The organism is Vibrio sp. 1978 (assembly GCF_033344345.1).
In genome coordinates, this window is record NZ_JAWPOP010000097.1 from 1 (window position 1) to 584 (window position 584).

Genomic DNA, 584 nt, shown 5'->3' on the forward strand with positions numbered 1-584 from the left:
GAGCGAGGCTTTGTGCATCGACTAGGTTTTCTTTTCGGGTACTATTTGCCATCGATTGCATCCAAGCTAAATCCGCACCAGAGGAAAAGTGTTTGCCATTACTGCGCAGCACTAAGCAACGCACATCGGTTCTTAGTGCAAGATAATCTAAGCGATGGATGATCAAATCAATCATGCAGGCATCGAAGGCATTGTGTTTCTTTGTCCGATTCAGCGTCAGCGTTGCAACACCGAATTCGTCAACCTGCCAAAGCACATCATTGTGTCGTTGAGCGTTTGGAACAATGCTTGGTTGTCTTTCCTGCATAATGATTTCCTTGTGAACGTTTATTTCAATTGCGCGGTTACATTCTAAAGATGCCAAATTCGCTATCAGGTATTGGCGCGTTGAGCGCGGCCATTAACGCTTGTGCAAGCACGTTTCGCGTCTCTTTGGGGTCAATGATGCCGTCGTCCCATAATCTTGCACTGGCAAAGTACGGATGCCCTTGGGTCTCATACAAGTCTATGATCGATTCTTTGAAAGTGTGTTCTTCTTGCTCGGACCATTCTTCGCCGCGACGTTGGTTTATCTCTTTGCGCAC

Annotated in this window: 2 protein-coding genes; both read right to left on the reverse strand. The window is 46.7% G+C overall.

Annotated features, from left to right (window positions below):
• Positions 1 to 307: enoyl-CoA hydratase/isomerase family protein (locus R8N49_RS24710; RefSeq protein ID WP_318190165.1), on the reverse strand; the 307-nt coding region annotated here is incomplete at its 3' end.
• A 37-nt stretch (positions 308 to 344) separates the two neighbouring features.
• The coding region (locus tag R8N49_RS24715) for a carboxyl transferase domain-containing protein (RefSeq protein ID WP_318190166.1) at positions 345 to 584 on the reverse strand (240 nt) is incomplete at its 5' end.